The following is a 1,443-nucleotide window of genomic DNA, read 5'->3' on the forward strand; positions in this document are numbered from 1 at the left end:
TGACACGAATAATAAGCTTTGCCCCACTAATGCACATGGGCAAGTCAAACGAGTATCAGAGTTCTTTTCTTTGGTCGCAGTTGGTGGTGAATTGGCGACTGCTGCCGGAGTCACTGGCTGGGCTGATGGTGAAGCGACAGAAGCGGCAAAGACATGTTTTGATGATTGGCTGTCAAGCCGAGGTACAGCGGGTGACATCGAGCATGACAAGATGCTGTCTTTATTACCTGATTTTATTCAAATAAATGGTGATTCGCGTTTTGCTTGGGGGCATAGAGTAATGGATGATCACACACCAAAGACACTCAATCGGGCGGGATTTAAACGCATCATTACCAAGGCAGGTAAGTCAATTAAGAACAATACGGACTGGCACAAAGAATATGGCGACAAGATGCATCCTGACGAAATTGATGATGCAAAAATTGAATACTTCCTGTTTCCTAATGTCTTTAAAGATGAAGTCTGCAAGGGCTATGACTCACGGGTTGTAGCGTCGAAGATGACAGAGTTGGGAGTGTTTGAGAAAGACAATGAAGGTAAGAACAGCGTCAAGGAACGGTTTGCTGGTAATCAGGGTCGTTACTACAAGATAGTCAGTGACAAGCTAAGTACTATATAGATAAAAGTTTGTGCGTAGCAATCGCGGCGCGGCCTGTGGTGGTTAGGGGAGGATTTCCCTTCGCGCGGAAAAATGGCTTTTGTCGTCTAATTCAATACCAAGTCAGGTCATGAAGCTATCTCGGGAACATTCTTTTAACTGGGAGTTGGTACACCGGTACACATTAAAATAGTCGTGGTACACCTCATGTGTGTACCACGTAGAACTAGCATTCATGCGGGTTATAGGCGTATTTACATGTCGTGGTACACCGGTACACCTAAAAATATAGACATCCCTACTTCATATCTCGTTTAGCCTTCATTTCTGGAATTTTGGTGAAGCTGCACCACGTAAGGCTTTCAGACTGAAAACACCCTGAAAGCTGCATCAAATATAGGTTTCACCTAAATATAGCAATCACGTGCATTACAAGGGGAAAGGTCTTGCAAGGCTGCACCAGTGCTAGCTTTGGCCTTCAAAGGGAAGGCAATGCATTTTCTATTGGAATCTATAACCTGTGGTCACACGCAGGTAGGGTGGGTTTCATCTCTAGAGATGCCCTCGCGAAGACCGGCCTTATAACTCTTTTTTTATACGCGCAGGTTTTGAGGGTGGGGGGGAGGTAAAAAGTAGAAAGCTTTTTGAATGGAAACCGTTAGCTTAGCTGGGAATTTATGGAGAGTAAAAACTACCCCAGGGGGGTTTAAAGAATATAGTGCATTAATAACAACAAAGAGATAAGAAAAACTTTTTGACGGTATCTATGACGGTATCTTTGATTTTTAAAAATGAAAAGTCCTTTATTCATGCGGGTTTCAAGACATTATTCGTCTTCCCCC

Annotated in this window: 1 pseudogene; it reads left to right on the plus strand. The window is 43.6% G+C overall.

What is annotated here, in order from left to right:
* Positions 1-622, plus strand: a pseudogene (locus tag H8K32_RS19800) (DUF927 domain-containing protein); the annotation flags it as partial.
* Positions 623-1,443 lie beyond the last annotated feature (821 nt).

The organism is Cognatundibacterium jejuense, from assembly GCF_014284255.1.
Taxonomy (GTDB): Bacteria; Pseudomonadota; Gammaproteobacteria; order Burkholderiales; family Burkholderiaceae_D; genus Undibacterium; species Undibacterium jejuense.